This is a genomic window from Halobacillus litoralis (assembly GCF_020171725.1).
Lineage (GTDB): Bacteria > Bacillota > Bacilli > Bacillales > Halobacillaceae > Halobacillus > Halobacillus litoralis_F.
Genome location: NZ_JAIVAJ010000003.1, coordinates 155,815 through 179,215, shown reverse-complemented (window position 1 = coordinate 179,215; position 23,401 = coordinate 155,815). Strand labels below are relative to the sequence as shown.

Below are 23,401 nucleotides of genomic sequence, written 5' to 3'. Positions count from 1 at the left end.
ACATATTTTTTGTATGCGTTATCATGATGTATTGAAAAGAATGTTATCACAAAATTCAAATAAAAGAGGATAATTTCTCCAAAATAATATTATAGTTGGATATATTCTTCATAAAATGGTTGAAAAGGAGGTTCGATCCTCCTTACTAAATACCTATAACTCCCCCACCTCTGGCCAATGCAACCCTATTCCTAATTGCTCTAGCTTACCTTGAAATGATCTCGTCAATCGTGAACTGTGATAAATATCATGAAGCGTTTTTTCTTCTTCCATAGCGAAGGCTGCCAGAGCTCCTGCCGACTCTCCTACATTCCATTCAACAGGATGAACTCTCATACAACCGTTGGTCAAGTGCGTGCAGCCAATATTTTTACAGGCAGGAATCAGGTTCTTGATACGCACGGGAATCAAAGAACCAAGTGGGATTTCAAAAGGATAACTGCGCGCATAAAAAAGACGATTCGTCTCCGTCGTCGGATGTAAATCAATTCGGTAGGCTCCAATTCCGACTGAGTTTTCACGAATTCGGACACCATTGTACTCGGAATACTCAACGTTAATATCTTGTTCGACAACTGTTTCAAGTGCCTCTATCCTACGTGACTCGCGTATATACGGATATTTAGCGAATCCATCGTCCGTCCCCACCACATCAGGGCGCAGCTTTAACCCTGGATATCCCCCCCCTCCATCATCACGCGGGGCCTCTGTCTGAAGCCAATACAAGACAGATAAACTTAACTGCTTCGATTGATACAGCCTTTTTTCTTTTTCATCTTCGGTCACGTCAATGATGGTTCCTTCCCAATAATCATTCTGCGGCCAGTTGATCAAGGATAAGTCACCTTTAAAAAACCCTTCCTTAAAATGTGAAGGATCAATAATCCGACGGTATTCCCAAAGCCCCAAATCACCCTCATCATTGAACATCCTGAAACGCTTTGATTTCCCCGTATCAGCATCCGGAATGTCCCAGCTCAGCTGCAAGTGCTCTAGAAAATCCGCCTGATATGCCCTCCAGTGCGCATACATGTCAGGCTTTTCAATTGTATAGTCACCATCAGGGTCATATTCAAGAGCGAAGACATAGGTAAAGGACTGCACATCACCCGGTCGATATTCGTCCAAAGCATGCGGCTCTCCCGTCATCTCTTTTGATTCTGCCCCAATACGATACTCCGCTTTTGCCAAGGGAAGAAGGTCACCACATTCTGTCGCATCAAGTACATAGTTCCCTACAAGCTGTTTACGCTCATCACCTCTTGCAACAGTTACATGGGTAATACGGTCCTCTTCCACTTCAACGGCGACCGGACGATATGAATAGAGCAGCGTGATCTGCCCATTACTGAGAAAAGGCTGAAGCATATCCTCCAAGACACGCTTCGCTACTTTAGGCTCATGCGCAATTCGGCTGACCCAAGCGGATCCAGGATTAAATCGTTGGTCCGTTCGCGCTTTATCCTGCACGGGGTAATGGTCTTTATAATACTGCCTCACCCGATTTCTAAACTGCCGATAAGTATCTGTGCATCCAAACTCCTCGATCCATGGGTGTTCGTCAGGAGGGACAGCCTGTGATGTCAGCTGGCCTCCTATCCAGTCTGTTTCTTCTGTCAGAATGACGGTCTTCCCCATTTTCGCTGCAGAAAGAGCAGCCATCGTCCCACCAATTCCGCCTCCAACAACAACGATATCCGCTCTCATGACATTTCCTCCTTCTTATTTAAAATGAAGTCAATCTCAAATGTCCGGTTCCAAGGATACTGAATCCCACTCACTTCCCATCCATCAGCATAGTGAGATAAGAAATCGGAAGCTTTTTTATCAAATAGCGGCGTGATCACATCATGAAGCTTCTCGCCCTTACCCAAAAGAGCTCTTCCTTCTTTACGAACAATCGACTGGTAAAGGTAATCTTCTAGAATCCGATGGAGGATTTGATGATCCTTCTGCTCTTTCACATCCATTCCTTTTCGATCCGCAAGCCATTGAAGTGCAGCCTGAGACACGACAGTTCCAATGGAATTCCCCGCCGTATTCCAAGCGGCAAAGCCTATTAAATCCTGCCATGAAATCGTTTCGAGAAGTTCTGGAATCATCCTTGGATCAGCCCCATTGGCATATGCAAGATCCACCAAAGCGACAGGTTTTCTCCCAAGATAGGTTTCCAATCGTCTCAACCATTCACTTATATTGCGATCATTTGTATCAACAAGGTTCATATTGAGTTCCAAAGCTAAATCGCCTTGCTTTATGCCTGGAACATTCACTCCAAGGACGATATCTGCTTGAGCGAAGTCATCCTCTGTTCTTGAGCCAATGGCGAATATTTGACCTTTCACCGATTCCATCAGAGGTCTGTCTTCATACATGGCTGAACTTAAATAACCTTTCATCCCACTCGAAACGGGATAAAAGCACGGCAAGTCTTGCTCTTCTAGTTGAAAGATCATCCGAGTCAGAAGGGTGCTTGCTACTTCATCTGCACCAGGATAGAGAACCGCTTCTTTTGATAAATGCTGCTCACGAATCACTTTAGAAAGCTGCGCTTGTTCTTGAACGTTCCACCCGTATTCACTTGTATCATCCTGCGGAAATACGATACGATCAATCGTCCCACCTTCTAAAAGTTGAAGGAGCTCAAGGTTCATAGAGTAATTGATTTGGCGTGTCGCTTGATAATCATGTAAGATATCCTCCGGAATAGAGGCTCTCCACTCGTCTGCCCGCCTTTGGTCCGCCTCATCTCCCGTCGTTTCAAAGCGGTGGGTATGGTAGGACAATCCCCATATCGCCGTTCCATACGTTTGCCAATACTCCTTCTCTTCTTCGTTGACATTATTATTAGAAATTCTCATCGTAGAGCTGAAGACCATCAACTGAATGTCAGGGTGTTCCTCTCTTATTTCTTTCAACAGTTCGAGACGCCGGTTCAACTGCTCTTTTTCCTGTTCATGAATTCGCGAAGGAACCAGTCCTCCATATAACAACATGTCGATAGAAAGAACCATTCCGTCTACTTTCGGCGCCGTTTCTTTTAACCAATATTGCAAATGACCAACATCTGCCGCCTGTTTTAAGAACCCTAAATCCGCTTGTTCAGGCGCAAGTACTTCCCAATCTGCCAATTTTGCTAGTTCAATAGGCAGTTGGCGTGTTACGGGGCGAGCATCAACTGGTAACAAGGCTATTTTCTTCTTCATCACACTCTCTCCATTCACGTCAGCGTCAGTGTCTTAATCGTTTTAGGTAGAATTTGCAGTGGCCCTTTCACTAATTCGCCATCCATCATGACAGACTTCTCCGTAACAATATTCGTTTCCTCCATCTCAAGAGTCGGGTTCCAAATCCTGATCTCGATATGGCGGTCACGCTTCCGTACAGCACTTACTTGAATGGTGGGATTTGCTAATGTAATCAAAGACTCTGTTAGTCCTTCCCCCTCCATAATAGAAGGCTTAATTCTGAATTGGTTAGCTTCACGTAATGCCTCGACAGGGGTTGGTCTAAAGCCGAATCCGTAATAGAAGGTATGACTTCCCAAGCATTGGGCATCCGGCGTTTCAAATGAAGGACCTGCCCCGCCCCCTCGAGTACGAAGGTCGTCGCGTGATAACCAGCCGACTCCTCGAATCAAAGTCACCGCGACCTCATCATTCTCTGTAACTTGATATTCCTGCAAACCTTGATGAACAAAAGAGAAACCATTTGCGTAAACAACCGATGCACTAGGTTCCACCACTACAGGGACCTCTTTCTGCTTTGATGCATCGAAACGTTCTATCTTTTGTGCAGGCCGTTCGACCAGATCAAAGGCTGTATCACTATACGTCCTCTCAACCCGTTCTTTCTGAGGAAAAGTGACCCGAAGTCTCGAGTCTTCTGCTTGATTATCGACGTTTACACACACATCTGCGATAGGCTCACCTTTAAACAGGCGAATTCGAATGGAAATACTAATTACTCCTCTTTCTTGAACAGGACCTGTTCGCGCCTCATTAAGCGAGGCTGGTGGCGATAACATGACCTCATAGCTGAGTTCCTGAACATGCCCGCTCCGCTTCACTTTAGGCACACCTATGATCGAACCTTCTGTCCAGACGTCGTCAAATGGAGGTGAATAATTGTACTCGTCTCCAGCATCAAGCGAGGCAGTATAATGATTGAAGCCTTCATACAACTTTCCTGAAGACAAATCCTCCACCGTTAAACCTCCTTTCTTCCCTATTTCCACTTTCATCCACTCGTTCTCGATAAATGATGTCTCGGTAGTTTCCAGCAAATGATTCCTGCCTGATTCAACATGATAAGTTTGAAAAGACAGTGCCGGAAGTGATGGAACGAAGAATGCAATCTCGTAAACATTTACATCCTTAAACTCTGGGAAAGCATCTGTAGGAGAGGCGAAATGACGATCCTTACGCTTTTCGATGATGACGGTCTCATGAGGTGAACCGTCGTCCCCCACCACTTCAAAAGCTTGATCTTCATAAAGCCACACCTCTCCCTTTACCCATCCCTTATAGGAAAAGGGATGAGGGTTAAACACTGTAAAGGTCGACATGTCTTCAAAAGGCTTTCGACCCCCATTTCCTGTCATGGCAAAATCTCTTGCTTTCAAATGGTAGAGGGACTCTTTCTTCAATGCCTCCATACGCTGCTTCAATTTCATCGTACGTGTTTCCATTTCTTTATGTACGTCATCTATACTGCAACCGCAAATACTGTCGTGAGGATGATTTTTCAAAAGCAACTTCCACGTGTCTTCGAGATATCGATCCGTTTCTTCCGCCCCTGCAATCGCAAGCATAGGCTCAACATGGCGGGTTAATTGATCCTCCACGTATTGGTTTTGTTGCTTCAAATAAGTTCTGGTAGATAAAACATTAGGAAGGACATAAATATGTTCATTGGAACGCATCTCGCCCTTATGAACAAGGAGAGACTGGCTTTCCTTCCGAACATGTTTCAGGAATTTTTCATAGGTAGATGCTTGAACTCTCAGTCCCGCCTGATTGGCATCCTCTATTCGTTGCTGCATATTTTCCCATACCGGCATCAAATGATCCCCACCGTTGGTTAGAAGCACATGCGAGGTATTTGTATAAGGCTCTACTTTTTCAATGAATGATTGTAAAGAGGATGTGGGATCTTCTTCGTTCAAAACGGGCTGATAATATCCTTCTGGTAAGAAAATAGAATAGACGCTTTCCCCATTCGGGCTTTGCCATTCAAATTCAGACTGATCGATTTGAATGCCTCTCCAAAGAATCGCGTTATCGATTCCAAACGAACGCAAAATCTGAGGCATCTGACTGATGTGACCAAATGTATCTGGAAGATAACCTACCTTCTGCGAACGGCTGTAAGATCCAGCCATTTCAAGGCCGATCTCTAAGTTCCGCCAAAGCGATTCTCCAGAGACAAGAAATTCGTCTGCCAACACATACCAAGGGCCTACAACGAGCTTTTCTTCCTTCAATAGTTTAAGCGCGCGTTGTTTTTGCGAAGGGCTGCACACTTCAAAGAAATCCTCGATGGCCGCCAATTGACCATCGAGAATAAACTGTTGAAGCTCTCCTTTCTCTAACCCTGACATAACCCGCTCCATCACATGAATAAACCGATGGCGAAAAGTCTCAAATGGCAGATACCATTCCCTGTCCCAGTGTGTTTGAAATACGATGTGGCACGTTTTCGGGCTATGGTTCATCCTTTAACCGCTCCTTTCATCGCACCTTCTATGAAGTAACGCTGGAGTATAGCAAATACAATGATGATCGGCAGTACAGATATGATGGAACCTGCTGCAATATAACGCCAGTTAGAAGAGAAGTTCCCTTGTAATGACTGGACGCCCAAAGGCAATGTATACATGCTTTGGTCATTGAGAATAATCAGCGGCCATAGGAAGTCGCCCCACGCCATCATGAATGTGAAAATTGCTAGAGTAACGAGCGATGGACGTACAAGAGGCATAAGAATCTTCCACCAAATTTGGAAAGCATTCGCGCCGTCCATTCGAGCAGATTCATCCAGTTCGTATGGAATCGTCAAGAACGCCTGCCTCATTAAGAAAATACCGAAAGCGGTGGTTGCATGTGGAAGAACAAGCCCTAGATACGTATTCTGCAGGCCCAAATTCAAAGCTAGAATATAAATAGGAATCATGAGTAGTTGGAACGGAATCATCATGGTACTGATGATTAAGATAAACACGAGGCTTTTCCCACGGAACTGCATCCGCGCTAGTGGATAGGCGGCGAGAGAACAAAACAACAGGTTTGCTCCGACTGTCAGAATGGCGACAACGGTGCTGTTAAACAAATACGTAAAGAATGGGAAGTACTCCAACACCGCTCCAAAGTTTGCAAGCGTAGGGTTCTCCGGAATGAACTGCGGTGGATAGGCAAAGATGTTTTCAGATCCCGATTTAAGGGAAGTGGCTAACAACCAAAGAAACGGCCCTACCATGATCAAAGAAACGATCGACAGAGTGGCATATGAAAGAGTCGTCTTCAACACCTTCTTCCCCGAAGGTCGCGGCTTTCGTCTACGCTGCTTTATATTTGTCGGTTGCGTTCGCTTACGTTCATTTTCCTGTACCGTCACAGGGGTGCGGTCGTCTTGTTTTAAAGCTTCAGAGTTTTGATTCATTTCACCCTCACCCTTTCATAGCTTGCTCACGTTTATTCATAAAGGCAATGTTTACAATAGAGAACATTAAGGTCACAATAAATAAAATAACTCCTGCCGCACTCGCATAACCCATCTCTAAACTATCGAATGCTTGATTGTAGATATAGTACACGAGAGTCATCGAACTATTTAACGGACCGCCCTGAGTCATCACGTAAATCTCTTCAAATACTTTCATTGCGGAAATCGAGGACATAATCGTAACAATCATGATAGAAGGCATAAGCAGCGGAATGGTGATATGAATGATTTGTTTCCATTTGCTTGCCCCATCGATGTCTGCCGCTTCATATAGGTTGGAAGGTATGGCTTGAAGCCCAGCTAAATAAATGACCATATAATAACCGAGTCCTTTCCAGACGGTTACAGCCATAATGGCGAACAATGAAGTCGATGTAGAAGTCAGCCAATGAACCGGATCATCGACAATACCTAAGCTTTGCAAAATGAAATTCAACACGCCTTGGTCGGCATACATCCATTTCCAAGCAATTCCGACGACGACCATAGAAGTGACAACGGGAAGGTAATAGATGGAGCGGAAAAAGGTAATCCCTTTTAACTGTTGATTGACTAAGATAGCTAAGAAGATCGGAAGGAACACAAGAGCCGGCACAACAATGATTAAGTATAATAGAGTCTGTCCAAGCACCTTCCAAAATAATTCGTCCGCAAAGAGCTCTTTATAATTCGCAACTCCTACAAAATTAGGATTCTGCTGAATCATGTTATAGTCTGTGAAACTAAGCCAAATCGCTTGAATCATAGGATAAAAGATAAACGCACCCAAAATGACACAACCTGGTAATAAAAACATCAACGGTGTAAACTTACGTTGTTTCATGAATCTGTCTCCCCTCTTTCCACCTCTGCCATGCTAAGAATGCAGCACCATACATCCCTGCTTTATTCCGCTGTTGAGCCCGTGAAACGATCGTTTTAATATTCTGATTTTTCAAGGCGTATTGTAAGTCGTTCCACCAATAGGAGTGAGACTCTACGACTCCACCACCTAAAATGATCCGGTCAGGGTCTATTCCGTTAGCTAAATTCTGAATGACGATCACAAGATCATCTACAAACTGATCCACAATCCCCTTCAGACGATTATCTTCGTGCATACGTTCAAACACATCACGTCCGTGTGAGAACGGTTCATGAGTTTGCTCCTCAGCCGAACGACGTATGGCCGTCCCTGATACATACTGTTCCACGCAGCCCTTATTACCACAGTTACATGGTCGACCACCTGGATACAAAATGGTATGTCCCCATTCTCCGGATTGGTGATGAGCGCCGCGAACAATCTGACCGGAAAAATAATTCGCACCGCCCACCCCTGTGCCAAGTGTGAGTAGAACAATATCCTCGTGTTCAGGGACCTCTGTCAGAAATCTTTCTCCCAGCAAAGCCGCATTGGCATCATTTTCGATGACCGCTGGAACACCGTAGCGCTCCTCTACCCACTCCTTTAAGAGAAACCCATGCCACCCAGGTAAGTTACCCGTCGCATAAACCACACGACCCATTTTCACGTCGATTCTTCCTGCACTCCCCACACCGATACCAATAAGCGAGTCAGCTGCTGCCACTAGTTTATCCAGCACCTCAGACAAGGATTGTAAGATGCCATCTTTACCGTTTGTAACCTCAGTAGGAACCGTGACACCTTCAATGACCTGCCATTCATCATCAAATAACCTGCCCTTAATCGATGTTCCACCTAAATCAACCCCGATTGCCTGCATGCTTTTTCACCTCGAACCTAGTAGATTTTATTTATGACAGAACGAGCTGTCTTTTCTTTCATTTGCAAGGAACGTTCTTTGTCATGCAAGGCAAGACCTGTACATAGTAAATCAATGATGAAAAGCTGAGAAATTTTAGCTGCAAGCGACCCACCTTCAAGTGGCGATTCTTTTCCTCCACTCAGGAGAACAAAATCAGCCAGCTGTGTAATCGGAGAACGAGCATAGTAGGTGATTGCAATCACAGTCGCTCCATTTTTCTTCGCCAGCTCCAGGCTATCGAGCGTATCCTTCGTGCTCCCGGATACACTGATCCCAACTACCACATCACCTTTCCCAAGTGTTGCAGCATCCATCGCCTGGATATGAGGGTCTATGAGTGCATCACTATGCTTTCCTATTCTCAGAAGGCGGTTCTTTGCATCAAGGGCTGTTAACCCAGAAGTTCCGACTCCATAAAAATGAAGGCGGTTCGCTTGATCAATAGCTTGAATACAGTCATTCAGCAACTCATCATCTACCATCTCAAGGGATTCATCGATAACGGCCTTCGTATTCTTTGCAATCGCATGCTGAAAGCCTTCATCTGAAACATCTTCTTCCTTTGTATCATTTGATAACGTTTTAGCAAGGGTGAGCTTGAATTCCTGATATCCTTTGAATCCTAATTTACGACAGAAGCGTAATGCCGTTGTTTCTCCTACACTTGCTTTATCTGCCAAATCCGTCACAGATAAGTAAAGAACACTCTCAATGTCCTCTAGAACAATATCAGCGACTTTTTGCTCTGATTTCGTTAAAGACGGATAATAACTACGAATGACGCTTAATAAATTGCCTTCCAACAACTTTTGTGTCATGAACTCCACCTGCTTTCTTCAATTGTTCTGTAAATCTTTTTGTGATCACTTGCGGCCGGGTAATGGCTGATCCGACAACGACACTATGAGCTCCAAGTTCCAGAGCATGAACAGCCTCTTCCGGACTCCAATACCTTCCTTCTGCAAGAACCGGAACCTGAAGATGTTCGGCCAGACTCTGAACCAAGTTAAAATCAGGTCCAGTATGTTGTGGAGAATAGGGTGTGTAACCTGACAAGGTAGTTCCTACGCAATCGACTCCCAGACTACTTGCATGAAGCCCTTCCTCCAGCGTAGATATATCCGCCATCACGGCAACCCCTGCTTTTTGAATGATCTGGATCAAGTCTAATAAACGTTCATTGTTCGGCCTCGGTCTGTTCGTTGCATCTAACGCTATAACGTTCGCACCAGCATGAATCAATTCCTCCACCTCTTGTCGAGTCGGAGTAATATAAATATCGGAATCATCGTAGTCTCTCTTTACCAATCCGATAATGGGCAGACCTGTAACTTGCCGTATCGCTTTAATATCCTTTTCTCCATTAGCCCTTATCGCAGAGGCTCCACCCATTTCGGCAGCGACGGCGAGCTTCGCCATCGTATCATCACCATGCAGAGGCTCTTCCTCTAAAGCTTGGCAAGATACAATCAACCGACCTTCTGTCACTTCAAAAAATTGATCCTTCTCCATTTTATCACCACCATCCGCTAAGCTAATCTATTAATGAGTAAAGAAGGAAGAGTATCGCTCCTCTTCCTCCTACGCTCTTTTCTTTTATTGTAAAGCTGCGTTCCACTTCTGTTCAGCATCAGCCAAGGCATCGTCTACAGACATTTCCCCAAGCATGGCCGCTTGAAGCGCATCGGTCATCGCTTTTTGCAAATCAGAATAGTTCTTCATAGGAGGAACCAACACTTCTGAATCCTTCAATTGCTCAGCCGAAATAATACGCGCCGTATCTTCTGGTGATGGATTTTCAGGTAGTTCATTAAAGTATGGATCATCTAGAGCCGTTTCGATAGATGGTAGAATCGGAACAATCTTATCGAATTCAACTTGGTTCTCTGCATTTGTCATAAATAGAGAGAATTGAACCGCTGCATCCTGTTTATCGCTCTGCTTCGGAACCACTAAGTTCATAGCAGCAACGTTTTTCAAATTCGTTTCGCCGGTAATGACTGGTGCCACTCCCGTTGCTTCATAGATGTCAGGAGCATTTTCGTTTACTGTGTTTAAGAACTGCGGTCCTGAAGCAAGAATCGCAAGCTGTCCTGCTTGATACATGTCTACTGCTTTCCCGTGTCCTTCTGTCAGCACTTCACGTGGAATCAATTCGTTCTCGTATAAATCCACAAAGAATTGGAATGCTTCTTTTCCTTCCGCTGTATTGAACGTAGCTTCTGTCATATCTTCATTCGTCAAATCTACGCCCATCGTTACCATCATCTCAAGCAGATGGCTTCCATCGATCGAAGGGAAGAACGCATAGTTACCTGTTTCTTCTTTAATCGTTTTCGAAATTTCCATTACTTCAGAGAATTTCGTAGGGACATCTTCTTCAGTAAGTCCTGCTGCTTCAAAGATGTCTTTGTTATACATACTTACTTGAGATGATAAGTACCAAGGAATCCCGAATGTTTCCCCACCGAACGAGTTCGACTTCCAAATGCCTTCAAAGTACTCGTCTTTCTTATCAGATGGTACGGCTTCATCCATATTGATAAGAGCGTCAAGCTCAGCCAGTTGGGAAGCGAACTGCGGGTTCAGGTTGGCGACATCAGGCGCTGTTTCTGAAGCAACAGCTGATAAGATCTTTTTCTCCATATCTCCCCATGGAACATCTACCCATTTAACCGTGATATTCTCATTCTCTTCTTCAAAGTCTGAAATAACTCCCTCAATGTAATCCGTAAACGTCGGCTTTAATTGCATCGTCCAGAATTCAATCTCTACCTGTTCACCAGCATCTGCCTGCTGGTCATCCCCTTCATCCTCTTCTGCCATTCCTTCTTCACTCGACCCTGAACAAGCAGCCAAAACAAGAACCATAGTAACCATAAGGCCCAGTAAAAATGAAAACTTCTTCAAACTTCTCATCTCCTTAGGTTTAATAAAATATTTTAATGGCAGAAGGAAGATTCTCCCGCCAGCACTCCCATAAATGATCTTGCTCAAACTCTTTGTACGTCATGTGTCGTACAGGTAAGCTGTTGTAGACGTGACGATTTCTAGTTCGTATGTAGAGAGGGTCGTCTGTTATGGGTGAATGAAAATCGTCTTCATAAATTCCAACAGATTGATAGACTCTCCAAGGCAGCTCTGTCTGTAAAGCATCCACTTCCTCTAAATCCCTTTTTGAGAAAGCAGCTGACTGCATAAGCAGGTACGTCCACATATCAGGATTCTTCAACGCAATTCTCAAACTGACAGCCCCTGCAAGGGAATCCCCCATCATGCCCCATTTTGTAACAGAAGGAAAACGACTTTTTACAATCGGAAGAAGCTCTTGATAGATGAAACTGACGAACTCACTTGAATGAGTACCAGCAGAATCATAGTAGTGCCATCTCTGTTCAGATGAACCAGGAGGAAGCAAAACAAAGCATATTCCAGTTCCTTTTCCAACTGCTAAGTCATGAGACCAACATTCTCGAAGTAGTCCAAGATTCAGATAATCTTCTCCATCATGAACGAGGACTATCGTATCTGGAGGGCCTTCCGCATACAAGTAATGAAAAATGAAGTTTTTCTCCAGAATTTCGCTTTGAACCGAAAAACGCTCCAATACAGTATCCATTGGTTGTTCCCACCACCTGAAAGCCTTTTCTTGATAAACATCATAGCATAAGGTTTTTTATTTGTGAAGATTTTCTTCAAAATAAAATAAATAAAAGAATTTATCCTCCTAATTGTCAGAAAATAAAAGAGTGATACAAAAATGCTGTATCACTCTTAGTAATAATCGGTTAAACTTGTTGAGCCTTTGATTCAATTACATTATTCATCCACTTCCGAGACAACGTCCTCCGAACCCCGACAACCGCCCGCACCACTTCATGGACATTCGCAAGCAGAAAGACAAGATAGACCGGAAGCCCGAACACAAAAGCTCCAAGCGCAGCAAGCGGAAGACCGACGCCCCAGACGCCAAACAAGTCCAGATACATCACGAACTTCGTATCCCCTCCTGCACGAAGCACCCCGACATTGTTTACTTGATTGATGATCCGAGGTGCCATCATGATGGCAAAGACATATAGAATGTACTGCGCCTGATCCGATACGAAATCCGTCACATCGTAAATCGCAATGAAGAATGGAGAAACAACTACTACAAGCCCTCCCAATACAATCGCAAGCATAAAGGACAAGACGAGAAACGTTTTCGCGTAGCGGAATCCTTTCTCCTCTTCCTTCGCTCCGATATTGTGTCCGACCATCACGGTTGATGCATCACTCAACCCGACGAACAAGGCGGTGAAGACGAAAATGAACGGATCGATCAGCGTGGCGGCGGCCAGTTGACTCGTCCCCATCTGGGCATACACCCAGAAGAACGACGTTTCGCCAAGCGTCCAAAGTACGTGGTTGATCATCGATGGGATCGTTACCACAAAGAACGTCTTGGCTAACGGAAGGTCCAGCTTCAGCGTATGTACAGACATTTTCAAAGCAAGGAACTTCACAAGCAGCAAGGTCATCAACACCGCCTGCACCGACCTGGAGATGAGCGTTGCAATCGCAGCTCCTTCTACTCCCCATTCCGGAAAACCGAAGGACCCGAAGATGAGCAGGTAGTTTAAGAGACTGTTGAGCCCGATCGCCCCTACACTGATGTAAAGCGGACGCTTCACTTCCCCCATCGACTTCAGAATCGACGAGAACAACACCGTTACCGCTGTTCCGATATAGCTGAATGCGACTATCTTCAAGTACGCATTCCCGATCGAAATCACTTCAGCATCTGTTGTGAAAAATCCAAGAAACGCCTCTGTAAAGAACAACATCACAACAGTAAACAACACCGTCAGTACCGCCATGACGAGAAACGTGAGGGATAGAATCTTCTTAATCCCTTCCGTATCCTGCTTCCCCCAGTACTGCGCCGTAAAGATGGCCCCTCCAGCAGCCAGACCGTGCATCACGACAATCAAAATGGATGAGATTTTGTTCGACGCCCCAACCGCCGCGATGCTTGCCACGCCCAGCTGTCCGATCATCATCGAATCGACCATGTTCAAGGACGAAATAAGCAGTGTCTGTATAGCAATCGGTATTGCAAGCGAGAACATCTTGCTGTAAAACTCTTGATCTCTATTTAATAGACGGAACATGCCCTCACCTCAGTTTATATAAAAAGAACTCCCTTCTATTTAGAAGGATTTTGAAACGCTTTCAATTATATGCAATGTTCAGAAAGTTATCAATATTTATTTTGGATAAATGATGATAAGATTGAAAATAATAGGTTTTTGTTAGGAGGGGTTGTTATGAACCCACTGAAAGTACGTAAGAAAGGCGTGAATCAACTTGTCATTACTCTGGCCTATCAATTTTTCAACTATCAATCTATTCCTGTCTTCAGTACAGAAGGGATGTCTGGTAACGAACACGGTTTCCTTTTAATAGAAGACGGATTGTACGTCAAGCTCACAATTAGAAAAGTTACATCACAGGCACCACCCAACACTTCAGAAAAGCGGTTAAAGACATCTGTTGATACCAAGCGTAGAAAAGTAAATTGGACCATAGATTTAAAGCAAATTAGCAGCAACCATTCTTTTAAAGCTTACGCCCCCTTTAAAAGCCCTGATTTAGAAGGGCTTGCCTATTCTCTTGAGGTGACTAGTGGAACACAAAAGAGTCGAACGATGAATAAAAGAGAATTGAATGCCAATCAACGAAGGAAGGATTTTCAGTTAGCTGATCAATACCAATACGGGATAAGTCCAAATACAGACAGCATTCGAGATACTCAGGAGTACTTAGCTGGATCCGGTAGCAACCTCGGTAGAAGAAGAAGATAAACAAAAAGGGCGCTAAATAGGAAACCTATTTGTGCGCCCTTTTTGTTTATTGATTGAATTCCATCACGTTCCCAGAAGGGTCCGTCACATACACTTGATGCCACGGCGTTTTGTTCGTTGGTTTATTGACATACTCCACCCCGTGCTCATCCAGCCGCTTAAGGAGTCCGTCCATATCCGTCACCCGGAAGGCAAAATGTCCGTCACGCGTATCAATGTCTGTCGTGCCCCTCAGCGTCTTCCCTTCTTTATGTACAATCAAATGAAGCTGCGTATCACCGATTTGATACCATGCCCCTGGAAACCCGAAATCCGGACGCGCATCGCTCTCCTCGAGCCCCAGCACTTCGCCGTAGAAATGTTTCGCTTTCTCGATATCTGTGACAATGATCGACACGTGGTGAATAAACTGATACATCAATTCAACGCCTCCTTTTATAAGTACCTATATTCTACCATGCAAAAAAAGCGCAGACACGTTTAAGGTCTGCGCTCGCTTTATTAGTTTTGAATGTATTTGTCAAAAATCTCTTGATAATCTTTACGTGTAAACTCGTCATGCTTGTTCGTGAACCATTTGTATGCAAACTCGACCGTCTGCTCGAATTCCTGGGAGATGTCATTGTCGTGGAAACGATTATCCTTAATCAGACTACTCGCCGTGTTCACACTGTTGTGAGCGAACTCTCTTTGGCGTTCGTTCTCTTCCTGAATATGACCGATCGCAACGAGAGACTTGTACAAGTCCGCAATCGCTTCGCCTTCATCCTTGGCGATATCTACACTGAAATACTGACTGCCCATTGAAAACTTGATCTCAAGGTCCAGGTCAACCGTTCCAGCGGTTTCGATCGATACGTTTTTGACCGGATTCTTATAATAATCATAACGATAGATGTTTCGTTTACTGCTGGACGCTTTCTCTCCATCTAAATGGATGAGCGCACGGTTTGTGAAGCAGTATTCGTCTGTCTTCGACTTGATGAGAAAATGAATTCTCTCTCCATCCTCTGAAAGGACGAAGTCATCGGACTGCGCTTTATCGAAATCTTCGCGGCTGATGATGCGGCCAATATCACTTAACCCTAAGGCGTCACTTGCAATCTTTTTGAACATTCCTGAAAACCTCCTGATCAATCTATTTTCCTCATCATCGTACCATAAGGAAATTTTGTCAAAAAGGGAGGTTCGAACTACAGGCCTGTTTAGAGGCATAAGAAAAGCCCCCACCTCGTCCTTGAGGCGCAGGGCTCAGTCCGTGAACACGAACATCGTCTCCTAAGTATGAGACAACAAAAGTATAGCACGAAAAATGTATACCTGTTACCCAGATTGCGTATTTTTTAAAGAAATCTTAATAATACGAAAATAGGCACAGGGACTTTAGTTCTGGGTTATTGGAACAATGTGACTTCCCTTCAAGATCGTCCAAATAATGACTTCCAAAACCCTTTTTTCTCTTCTTTCTTCTCTGCCTTCTCTGTCACGGTGATGTCTTCCTTTTCAACGGCATAATCCACCGCAAGGACCGCGCCGACATCCGTTTCAACTTCCTGATTATCGACCGTCGTATGTTGAATACGATGCTTGTTAGCAAGCTGTCGATAAGGCTTCCGGAACCGGTTGCTCACTTGGCGGTCAAGAAGCAGCGTCGCATCTGGATATTCCTTCATCGCTTTCTCAAGCTCAGCCAGCCCCTCCCCCTGGACGAGCTGTCCGTTCGTCAGCACAAGTACAATCCGCTCCCGCAATGTGCCGAGATACTTTCTCCGCTCCGACGGGTTGATCTCTTTCGGTCCGTATATGCCTTCCTGCAAATAATCATCGACATCTTTCTTCACCCTAGAACACCTCACTCTGTGAGTAGTATGTTCATTATAGCCGGTCTATATCGGTTAGAAAAAAGAAATGCATGTGAAAACCGTCTTGAGCGCTCTTCTCTAGACCATTTTTGCTGCTCATCCCAGGCAAAACGGTTCTCCACACTACAATGAGCCGAAACGGTCGTGACACATGCTCTCTCGACCGTTCCCCCTCACTCAAACCGGATCCGCTTCATTCCAACCGCTAAAAACACAACCGTAAATGCTGTCAAAACAGCAAGTGGCATCAGAATGTCTGAAACGGCACCAGCTCCGGTCGTCAATTCGCGGAAGCCGTCCATCGCCCACGTTTGGGGTACGAAGTCTGCGATGCGCTGCATGAACTCCGGCATAATTTCAATCGGCCAATAGACGCCACCGAGCATGCACGTGGAGAAGATGATCACGTTCCCGTAAATCGACTGCTGTTCCGACGTCTCAACAAAGCCTGCAATGAAAAGCCCGAGTCCGATGGTGCAGAGAAGCAGCGCTGAAACGAGCACGATGTTCCCAAGTACACTTCCCCAATACACGCCGAAGATCAAAGAGGATGCTGCCATCAGAACGCCGAACTGCACCCAACCGATCAGGAAAAAGGCAAGCAGGTAGCCGAGCATGATCTCGAACTTTGACGCCGGCGTTGCCATCAAGCGGTACCAGACGCCGTTCTTTCTCGCTTCCAAAAGAACACCGGTGCTGGATAACATCGCGATCATGACGAACATGATTGTGAAGCCGGCTGAGCGGGCGGTGATGTTATCCATCGTGGCGATCTCTTCGTCCGTTGCGGCGTTTACCGTTTGAACCGTGCCCTCTACATCCTCCCCTGAGTCTCCCATTCTGGAAAAGCTCTCTTCCCACTCCGTTCCCGTAAGAGATTGAAACTTCGAAGCGGCGGCTGTGCGGATTTCAATCTCCTTCAATCGATTGTCAACCCACGACGAGAGGACAGATGCGCCTTCAAAGGCCGGAAGGTAAGAAAAGGTTACATCCGGGACCTTGTCTGCCGATGAGGGCTCAATCAACAGATACCCTGTGATGGCTTGATCCGCTAAGTACTGCTCCGCTTCTTCCCGTGACATCGGCCCCACTTCCATCAGTTCTGAGCCTTCTATTTTTTCCATAAGTGCTTCCGAAACGATTGACTGGTCCTGGTCGACGATGGCCACCTGAGGCAGGTCGCGTTCGCCGTCGCCTCCGCTGAACAGCGCGCCGAACACGAAGGTGAACAGTAGTGGCATGCCGAACATGATCAGGTAGGATTGGGGCTTCTTGAATAGCCGCTTCCATTCCATGGTGGCAAGTGTCCATATCTTTCTCATCCTCATCACTCCTTATCTCACTTGTAATCTGACCCATCCTAGAATCAGCGTTCCTAAGCCAACCATGACGAGGGCGGTCATCGAAAGGATCAGGTCGCTCCATGCGGCTCCGGTCATCACGTGCACGAACTGATCCAGCGCCCAGTTGTTCGGAATCGCGTTGGAAATGATCTGGATGGCGTCTGGGAAGGCGGCAACGGGAATCATCGAACCTCCGAGCAGGGCGAGGATTTGAACGCCGATGCCTCCGATGCTGTCGACTGTTTTCTCTTCTTTTACAATCCCCGCAAGCATCATCGCAATGCCCGAGACGGCGAACGCGTACGTAAAGCCTATTGCGAAGACCTGCAGGAGGTTCGTTCCCCATGAGACTTGGAACATAAGGTGTGTTGCCGCCAGAAAGAGGCCGAACTGGACAAGGGAAAACAACAGCGTCCCGATAAATTTCCCACCGATGATGTGAAACGATCGATGCGGTGTCATCGCAAGCCGGGCAAGCGTCTCTGAATGCCGCTCCTCAAGAATGGATCGTGCTCCAATCGTGGCGTTGAACAGTAGGAACATGACGCCCATCGCCGCCGCATAATACTGCATGCCCGTCACGGAAGTTCCTCCATCCGTTGCTGTCGCCACCCTTCCCTCGTTCGATTGAGCAAGTACACTCATATCCGAAACAAGGTTTTCTGTTTCAGGCGTAACCTCAACACCCCCAACAGCTGAAAGCTCCTCCGCAAACTGTTCTGCGGTTGTCCCGACGGCATTCACGCGGTCGATATAGGCATGGAGTACAGCCTCGACAATGGACGCCTGCATCGTTTTATCCGGATCGGTCAGAACCGTGACGTCAGCGGTCGCCATCTTCTGTCCCCACATATCCGGCAGAAGCACCCCGACATCCACTTCCTGCTTCTCAAGTGCTTTTTCAACCTTTTCACGATCCGCAAACGTAACGACGGACACTTCATCACCAGGCATCGTCTCCTCGACCCACTGTTTAGAAAGGGAGTCGTCTTCATCGAACGTGACGCCGACCGTTGTATCAGGCATCGACGCTGACTCGGAAAAATTCCCAGAGAGCGCCGATCCGAGAATCGCCGTCAATAGAATCGGCATCAGCAGCATGGATACGAGTCCCCGTTTATCTTTCAGACGCAGCCATACATCTTTCATCGCAATTGTAAACATCTACTTCCCTCCTAATCTCGTAATGTCCGACCCGTAAGCTGCAGGAACACCGCTTCCAAATTCGGCTCCTGCACTTCCATCGACGAGACCTTAATCCCGTATTCGACAACCGTCTCCATCATCCCGCTCATCACTTCATGAGGACTTGTGACGAAACAGTCATAGACCTTCTGCTCCTCCTGAACAGTGACTTGATCCACGCCACTCAGCTGCTCAAGCGCCTTCACGCCCGCTTCATTCGCTTCCTCAAGCTCCAAGCGGATGACCGTACCTCCGACTAGACGCCGGCACAGTTCCTTATGCGTCCCACTCGCAATCACCTCACCGTGATCCATAATACCGACGCGGTCACAGAGGAACTCGACTTCCTCCATATAGTGACTCGTATAAATCATCGTCATCCCCGCATGATTCAACTTCTTCACGGTCTCGAGGATGTGATTCCTCGACTGCGGGTCAATCCCGACGGTCGGTTCATCCATGATCAGAAGCTCTGGATTGTGCATGAGTGCCGCTCCGATGTTGACCCGGCGCTTCATTCCGCCTGAGAACGTCTCCACCGCTTCCTTCCCACGCTCCGTCAGCCCGACAATCGCAAGCACCTCATCCGCACGCTTCTTCGCCTCTTTCCGGGACAATCCGTACATCCTGCCCCAGAACAACAAGTTCTCACGTGCCGACATCGTCTGGTAGAGCGCAATTTCCTGAGGCACAATGCCGACCCGCCTCTTCATCGACGGGCTCATTGGCTGGTCCCCCCATAGAATGCCGCCCCCGTCATACGGCACCAGCCCGCAGATCATCGCGATCGTGGTCGACTTCCCGGCCCCATTCGGACCCAGCAGGCCGAACGCTTCCCCTTTTTCCAACTTGAACGACACATCCTTCACGACTTCCTTCTGCCCGTAACTCTTCTTCAGCTCTTTCACCTCGATCATTCCGTTCACTCCTCGTCTGATTGATGTTTCTAGCGTACCTTCGTTTGGAAAAAAGGGAATCTCCCGAGCGATAGATTTGCATAAAAAAAAGACAGCTGGAGTAGCTGCCTCGGCATGTGCCAAAAGTCATGACGTGAAGGTGGTGATGCCGTAGCGGACTGCGAAAATCGCGGCTTGCGTGCGGTCGCGCACCTCCAGTTTGCCGATCAGGTGCGAGACGTGGTTCTTCACCGTGCCTTCTGAGATATAGAGTTGGGCGGCGATTTCTTTGTTGTTCAAGCCTTCGCCAAGCTTCTTCAACACTTCCCGCTCGCGTTCGGTCAAATCGTGGATGATCTCCGGGACGTTCTGAGACGGGAAGATGTCCTTTTCCAAGTCTTGTCTGCGTTTCATTTCGCTCATGATTTCTGCAGTGAGGGCCTGTGGGAGAACGATACCGCCTGAGTGCACGGTCATGATGGCCTGGACGATGGAGTCGGTCGGCATGTCTTTCAAAAGATACCCGTGGGCGCCTTCGGTCAGGGCTTCTAAAATCAGCTCGGTGTCCGAGAATGTCGTCAGCATCAGGACCTTCGTATCGAGCAGGGATGAGGTAATGAGGTTCGCTCCTTGGACGCCGTTCGTCCCCGGCATCCGGATATCCATCAGCACGATGTCCGGCTTTTTCTCAAGTGCCATTTCATACGCTTCCCGTCCATCAGACGCGACGCCGACGACAGACAGCTCCTGCTTCAAGTCGAGAATCGTCGCCAATCCGTCGCGCATCAATTCCTGGTCATCTACGATCATAAGGGTTATCATGTCCGCCACCTACTTTCCAAGTCATTCGTCTTAAAGGGAACACCGCACGTAAGGAGAAACCTTTGTCCGGCTGTGTTTCAAAGGTGAGCCTGCCTCCGTATTCCTGCACGCGTTCCCGCATGTTCGTCATGCCGAACCCGAACTGCACATCGCCTGCCCCTTTTCCATCGTCTGTGATGTGAAGGGTGACACGCTCTTCTTCCGTGATGAGTTCGACTTCACACGTTTTCGCATGGCCGTGCTTGACGGCATTGGTCAACGATTCCTGCACAAGCCGGGTCATCGTCAACTGAATCGTGGGCGGAAGATTGGTGGGCTCTCCTTCCACGTGAAACATCGACTCAAGTCCCGTCTGCCGCTCATAATCCTCAAGCAGCTCTCTCACTTTTGTCACAAAAGAACGCGCATCTTCTCTAGTGGATTGGAGCGTCCGCACTGACATTCTCGTCTCATGCAAGGCTTCGCGGGCGAGGTCCTCCGACACTTGAAGGGCGGATGCACTCTTATCAGGATCGGCTTGTTGAAGCTCCCGCGCGACCTGAAGCTGCATGAGGAGTGCCGTCATTTTATGCCCGACCGTATCGTGAATTTCCCGCGAAATGCGGTTCCGTTCTTCAATCGCCGTCAATTCCTCGACCTGCTCCGAGTACTGCTTCAGCTGATCATGGGCATCCTTCAGCTCGCCGTACTGTTCGCTTACCGTCTCCTGCGCCTCCATCAACCGGTAAATCAACCGACCGACGATGACACTGAACACGACAAACGCGCCACTGATCAAGTTCTCGAAAATCGAAAAGCTGTCTGTGACCTGGTAGGAATAAAGATTGATTGTAATGAACATCGCGCCAAACAAGAGAACAAAAGGAAGAATGACCTTCCTGCGGTTTTCCACTGTGAACAACGTCACGGCATCTACACCGAACAAGATCAAATAGACGGTAGATCCAGGATCGAGCATGCCGAGAATAAAGATTAAGGTGAAGTTGACTGCTAATATGTAGGCGAGCCACTCCTCTCCCCTTGGTCCGTACAGGAGGAAGTGGGTCACCGTGAACCCGATTATGGCGACGATGACGACGGCCATATGAAGGTTTGTGTCAGGAAAATTCAAATAATAGACGGAAGTGATCAAGTAAAACATCGCAAGTCGTATGATATTCAAGTTTTTCAATGGCGCCACCTCTTTTCTACTAGTCTACATGACTGAGAGGATGACGTGTACTGATTTTCACACGAGACGAACGGAATTCCCGGAAGGATCGATTACTATACCCTCTTGAAGAGAGAGCCCCATCTCTTCCAAGCTTTTAACAGCCCGATGCTTCTCCTCATCACTCGGAAACACGACCGTGAACTCCTTCAATCCAGCGCTCTTTGAAGAAGGCATAGGAGCGCCTTCCCCTTTCCACGTGTTCAACGCCAAATGGTGGTGATAGCCCTCGGTCGACAAGAAAGCCGCTTGCGGAAACATATGATTCGTAACCTTGAACCCGAGCCCCTCCGTATAGAAACGAAGCGTCTCGTTTAAATCCTGAACCGTCAAATGGATGTGCCCCATCCGTGTTGCTGACGGGAAGCCGTCCCAGTTACGACCGGCGGCTTGCACAAGCCCATCAACATCCAGCGGATCCGTCGTCATCTTCAATTCATGACCTGCCCACTGCCACTCTGAAGCTGAGCGATCCGCATAGACTTCAATTCCGTTTTGGTCTGGATCGTTAAAATAAATCGCTTCGCTGACTAGGTGGTCCGCTCCGCCAATTGGAATTCCCTCTTTAGATAAATGCTGAATCAACCGCCCAACGTCGCCGCGCTCCGGCACTAGAATAGCGAAGTGATACAGTCCGACAGCACGGCTGTCCTTAGACTCCACAGACTGCGGCTCTTCCAGTTCAAGCAAAGGTCGAACTCCGTCCGCAGAAAGCACCGCTCGATTCTCCATCTGTTCCAGCACTTGAAGCCCCAGCCTTTCATGATAGAAACGAAGCGACCTCTTCAAGTCCGTGACCTGTAACCCGACAACATCCACATACGTAGCAGGCTTCTGAAAAAACTTCTCTTCCATTCCCTCTCCTCCTCTTTTCTTCTACTATACGAGCTTATCTCACAACTACACAAGAGAGTGGATAAGGTTCTGTTACCACTTTCTAAGCGGAGCGCGTTTCTTTCCCGCGCCACACGACCTATATAGAAAAACGCTCATCCGTCCTGGATGAGCGTCTGGGTGAGTTATTCGTATCGGTTCCACTGCACCACATCTTCTAATGGAAGACGCGTCTTCTGGAATCCAGCCTTCGTTCCTTTTCCAAGTGAGATCAACATGACAGAAGTGTACGTATCCGGCACATTGAATGCTTCAAGGAACTGCTCTTCATCGTAGCCACCCATCGGAACCGTGTCATAGCCTTTCGCTTTCGCCGCAAGCATCAGCTGCATCGCGACAATACCACCATCGATATGAGCGATTTTGGCAAGGCGCTCTTCAGGGAAGTTACCGTAATTATCAAAGATACTGTTCACGTACATGTTTTTGATATCTTCCGGCATATTGCCTTTTTCAGCGATTTGGGAATAGATCTGCTCTGCGTTTTCATAGGCTTTTTTGTCACCAAGTACGGCGATGACGGCTGATGCGTCTGTGATCTGCTGTTGATTGTTTGCAATCGGAAGTAGGCGTTCTTTTTCTTCCTGTTCATCAATGATGAGGAATCGCCACGATTGTAGGTTCGAGGATGACGGAGCAAGCGTTGCTGTTTCCAACAGCTCCTTGATTTCCTCACGATCGATTTTGAACTCAGGATCGTACTGGCGTACAGAACGACGCTCATTCGCAACGGTTAGGAAATCCGTATCCTCCAACACTTTCGGCGCTTCTTTCGTCGTATCGATTTCTTTCACTTTATTTAAATATTCTTCTTTTGTCATAGATTGATTGGACATTATAATCTCTCC

The 23,401-nt window shown here is 46.9% G+C and carries 22 protein-coding genes; 1 reads left to right on the top strand and 21 read right to left on the bottom strand.

Annotation, left to right across the window (positions count from 1 at the left end; translation table 11 throughout):
- Positions 1 to 153 precede the first annotated feature (153 nt).
- From LCM20_RS08325 to LCM20_RS08275, 11 genes are all read right to left on the bottom strand, one after another.
- Positions 154 to 1,707, bottom strand: coding sequence for an FAD-dependent oxidoreductase (locus tag LCM20_RS08325; RefSeq protein ID WP_225194978.1), 1,554 nt, complete (start codon positions 1,705 to 1,707; stop codon positions 154 to 156).
- Positions 1,704 to 3,206 (bottom strand): DUF4127 family protein, encoded by a 1,503-nt coding sequence (locus LCM20_RS08320; protein ID WP_225194977.1) that lies wholly within the window; start codon positions 3,204 to 3,206, stop codon positions 1,704 to 1,706. Before LCM20_RS08320 ends, LCM20_RS08325 begins: the two co-directional genes overlap by 4 nt.
- A 14-nt stretch (positions 3,207 to 3,220) precedes the next feature.
- Complete coding sequence (locus LCM20_RS08315; RefSeq protein WP_225194976.1) at positions 3,221 to 5,716, bottom strand: glycoside hydrolase family 38 C-terminal domain-containing protein; 2,496 nt, start codon at positions 5,714 to 5,716, stop codon at positions 3,221 to 3,223.
- Positions 5,713 to 6,660, bottom strand: a complete 948-nt coding sequence (locus LCM20_RS08310; protein WP_225194975.1) for a carbohydrate ABC transporter permease — start codon at positions 6,658 to 6,660, stop codon at positions 5,713 to 5,715. Before LCM20_RS08310 ends, LCM20_RS08315 begins: the two co-directional genes overlap by 4 nt.
- A 7-nt stretch (positions 6,661 to 6,667) precedes the next feature.
- Positions 6,668 to 7,546, bottom strand: a complete 879-nt coding sequence (locus LCM20_RS08305) for a carbohydrate ABC transporter permease (RefSeq protein ID WP_225194974.1) — start codon at positions 7,544 to 7,546, stop codon at positions 6,668 to 6,670.
- Positions 7,533 to 8,450: an ROK family protein gene (locus LCM20_RS08300; protein ID WP_225194973.1), complete on the bottom strand. Its 918-nt coding sequence runs from the start codon at positions 8,448 to 8,450 to the stop codon at positions 7,533 to 7,535. Before LCM20_RS08300 ends, LCM20_RS08305 begins: the two co-directional genes overlap by 14 nt.
- A 17-nt stretch (positions 8,451 to 8,467) precedes the next feature.
- Positions 8,468 to 9,310 (bottom strand): MurR/RpiR family transcriptional regulator, encoded by an 843-nt coding sequence (locus tag LCM20_RS08295; RefSeq protein ID WP_225194972.1) that lies wholly within the window; start codon positions 9,308 to 9,310, stop codon positions 8,468 to 8,470.
- Positions 9,264 to 10,004, bottom strand: a complete 741-nt coding sequence (locus LCM20_RS08290) for an N-acetylmannosamine-6-phosphate 2-epimerase (protein ID WP_225194971.1) — start codon at positions 10,002 to 10,004, stop codon at positions 9,264 to 9,266. The genes LCM20_RS08295 and LCM20_RS08290 overlap by 47 nt, the downstream gene beginning before the upstream one ends.
- 84 nt (positions 10,005 to 10,088) lie before the next feature.
- Complete coding sequence (locus tag LCM20_RS08285; protein ID WP_225194970.1) at positions 10,089 to 11,402, bottom strand: ABC transporter substrate-binding protein; 1,314 nt, start codon at positions 11,400 to 11,402, stop codon at positions 10,089 to 10,091.
- A gap of 19 nt (positions 11,403 to 11,421) precedes the next feature.
- Positions 11,422 to 12,111, bottom strand: coding sequence for an alpha/beta hydrolase (locus tag LCM20_RS08280; RefSeq protein ID WP_225194969.1), 690 nt, complete (start codon positions 12,109 to 12,111; stop codon positions 11,422 to 11,424).
- Between the two features lie 169 nt (positions 12,112 to 12,280).
- Entirely contained in the window at positions 12,281 to 13,648 is a 1,368-nt protein-coding gene (locus tag LCM20_RS08275; protein ID WP_225194968.1) for an MATE family efflux transporter, read from the bottom strand.
- A 156-nt stretch (positions 13,649 to 13,804) separates the two neighbouring features.
- Between LCM20_RS08275 and LCM20_RS08270 the strand changes: the two genes are divergently transcribed.
- Positions 13,805 to 14,341, top strand: a complete 537-nt coding sequence (locus LCM20_RS08270) for a hypothetical protein (RefSeq protein WP_225194967.1) — start codon at positions 13,805 to 13,807, stop codon at positions 14,339 to 14,341.
- A 46-nt stretch (positions 14,342 to 14,387) separates the two neighbouring features.
- Here the strand turns inward: LCM20_RS08270 and LCM20_RS08265 are convergent, their stop codons facing one another.
- From LCM20_RS08265 to LCM20_RS08220, 10 genes are all read right to left on the bottom strand, one after another.
- Complete coding sequence (locus LCM20_RS08265; protein ID WP_225194966.1) at positions 14,388 to 14,759, bottom strand: VOC family protein; 372 nt, start codon at positions 14,757 to 14,759, stop codon at positions 14,388 to 14,390.
- Between the two features lie 83 nt (positions 14,760 to 14,842).
- On the bottom strand, positions 14,843 to 15,457 hold the full coding sequence (locus LCM20_RS08260) for a PH domain-containing protein (RefSeq protein ID WP_225194965.1): 615 nt from the start codon (positions 15,455 to 15,457) through the stop codon (positions 14,843 to 14,845).
- A 302-nt stretch (positions 15,458 to 15,759) separates the two neighbouring features.
- Positions 15,760 to 16,182: a YueI family protein gene (locus LCM20_RS08255; RefSeq protein ID WP_225194964.1), complete on the bottom strand. Its 423-nt coding sequence runs from the start codon at positions 16,180 to 16,182 to the stop codon at positions 15,760 to 15,762.
- Positions 16,183 to 16,376: 194 nt separating this feature from the next.
- Positions 16,377 to 17,525, bottom strand: a complete 1,149-nt coding sequence (locus tag LCM20_RS08250; protein ID WP_225194963.1) for an ABC transporter permease — start codon at positions 17,523 to 17,525, stop codon at positions 16,377 to 16,379.
- A gap of 12 nt (positions 17,526 to 17,537) precedes the next feature.
- Complete coding sequence (locus LCM20_RS08245) at positions 17,538 to 18,710, bottom strand: ABC transporter permease (RefSeq protein ID WP_225194962.1); 1,173 nt, start codon at positions 18,708 to 18,710, stop codon at positions 17,538 to 17,540.
- 11 nt (positions 18,711 to 18,721) lie between these two features.
- Positions 18,722 to 19,648, bottom strand: coding sequence for an ATP-binding cassette domain-containing protein (locus LCM20_RS08240; RefSeq protein ID WP_225194961.1), 927 nt, complete (start codon positions 19,646 to 19,648; stop codon positions 18,722 to 18,724).
- A gap of 126 nt (positions 19,649 to 19,774) precedes the next feature.
- Positions 19,775 to 20,449 (bottom strand): response regulator, encoded by a 675-nt coding sequence (locus tag LCM20_RS08235; RefSeq protein WP_225194960.1) that lies wholly within the window; start codon positions 20,447 to 20,449, stop codon positions 19,775 to 19,777.
- Positions 20,424 to 21,620, bottom strand: coding sequence for a sensor histidine kinase (locus tag LCM20_RS08230; protein ID WP_225194959.1), 1,197 nt, complete (start codon positions 21,618 to 21,620; stop codon positions 20,424 to 20,426). Before LCM20_RS08230 ends, LCM20_RS08235 begins: the two co-directional genes overlap by 26 nt.
- 57 nt (positions 21,621 to 21,677) lie before the next feature.
- Positions 21,678 to 22,514: a VOC family protein gene (locus LCM20_RS08225; RefSeq protein ID WP_225194958.1), complete on the bottom strand. Its 837-nt coding sequence runs from the start codon at positions 22,512 to 22,514 to the stop codon at positions 21,678 to 21,680.
- Positions 22,515 to 22,678: 164 nt separating this feature from the next.
- Positions 22,679 to 23,389: a nitroreductase family protein gene (locus LCM20_RS08220; protein WP_225194957.1), complete on the bottom strand. Its 711-nt coding sequence runs from the start codon at positions 23,387 to 23,389 to the stop codon at positions 22,679 to 22,681.
- Positions 23,390 to 23,401 lie beyond the last annotated feature (12 nt).